Source organism: Cryobacterium sp. MLB-32, assembly GCF_000738085.1.
Taxonomy (GTDB): Bacteria; Actinomycetota; Actinomycetes; order Actinomycetales; family Microbacteriaceae; genus Cryobacterium.
On record NZ_JPRS01000398.1, the window covers coordinates 1 to 1,317 of the forward strand.

Below are 1,317 nucleotides of genomic sequence, written 5' to 3' on the forward strand. Positions count from 1 at the left end.
GGGCGTTCGCCGTGGCGTGGGCCGAAGCCGCTCCCGCCGAGCGGTCCCGCGCATGACCCGGATCCCGCGGGTGCTGAGTATCGCCGGCACCGACCCGACCGGGGGCGCCGGAATCCAGGCCGACCTGAAGAGCATCTCCGCGAACGAAGGCTATGGAATGGCCGTGGTCACCGCGCTCGTCGCTCAAAACACGCAGGGCGTGCGTTCGGTTCACCTGCCGCCGGTGTCGTTCCTGCGCGAGCAGCTCGACGCCGTGAGCGATGACGTGGTGATCGACGCGGTCAAGATCGGCATGCTCTCGAACGCGGCGGTGATCGCCGAGGTGAGCTCATGGCTGCGCCGCGCTCGGCCGCCCATCGTGGTGCTCGATCCGGTGATGGTGGCCACCAGTGGCGACCGATTGCTCGACGAGCCCGCCGAGGCGGCACTGCGAGGCCTGCTGTCGCTGGCCGACGTCGTCACGCCGAACCTGCCGGAACTCGCGGTGCTCGCCGAACTGCCGGAGGCGCGCACCTGGCCCGATGCCTTGGCTCAAGCCCACGCCGTGTCCCTGTCGCACTCGGTGGTGGTGCTGGTGAAGGGCGGCCACCTCGCGGGCGACGCCTCGCCGGACGCTCTGGTGGACGCGTCCGGATCGCTCTCCGGTGCTCGCACCGTGGTGGAGTTCCCGGTGGACCGGGTACTGACCAGGAATACCCACGGCACCGGATGTTCCCTGTCAAGCGCTCTCGCGACCCGGCAGGTTCTGTTGGGCGACTGGGAGCGGGCGCTCGCCGTATCCAAGGCCTGGTTGACAGAGAGCCTGCGCCACGCCGATGAACTTGACGTGGGGCGAGGAAACGGCCCGATCAACCACTTCGCTGGGCTGTGGGCGGCCCGCACGTCACGCGTGTGAGCCGCCCCCGCCTGCAGGCGAGAGACCTGAACTGGATTCAGGCGGCGGTGGGACGGTTCCAGCGACGGCTGAACACGGCCGCCAGAGCCTGCCAGACGACGAAGCCCTCGACCAGGATGGACAGCAGACCGAGCGGCTCGAACCAGTTGCCGATGTCATCCGTGGCGCCCGGCATACCCACCGTGCGGTTGACGACGAAGCCCAGAATAACCACTCCGGCCACGACGGCCGACGCGATGAAATCGAGGCGCGACCCCACGACGAAGAGACGTTCCATCAGGATGAGCGAAGCCACAATGACGAGGATGTACATCACTCCGATGTAGGGAACTTCTTCGAGCTTGCTTTGCAGGTCGAGTACGTGGATGGCCGCGATACTGGCGAGCGAAATCCCCACGGCCATCCGTCGATGGTTCAGGGTG

The 1,317-nt window shown here is 67.6% G+C and carries 2 protein-coding genes; one reads left to right on the forward strand and one right to left on the reverse strand.

Annotated features, from left to right (window positions below; translation table 11 throughout):
* Positions 1–895, forward strand: an 895-nt coding sequence (gene thiD, locus JF66_RS18890) for a bifunctional hydroxymethylpyrimidine kinase/phosphomethylpyrimidine kinase (RefSeq protein ID WP_369798072.1), incomplete at its 5' end; no start/stop codon positions are given.
* 37 nt (positions 896–932) lie between these two features.
* Here thiD and JF66_RS18895 read toward each other — a convergent pair.
* The coding region (locus JF66_RS18895) for a hypothetical protein (protein ID WP_231556509.1) at positions 933–1,317 on the reverse strand (385 nt) is incomplete at its 5' end.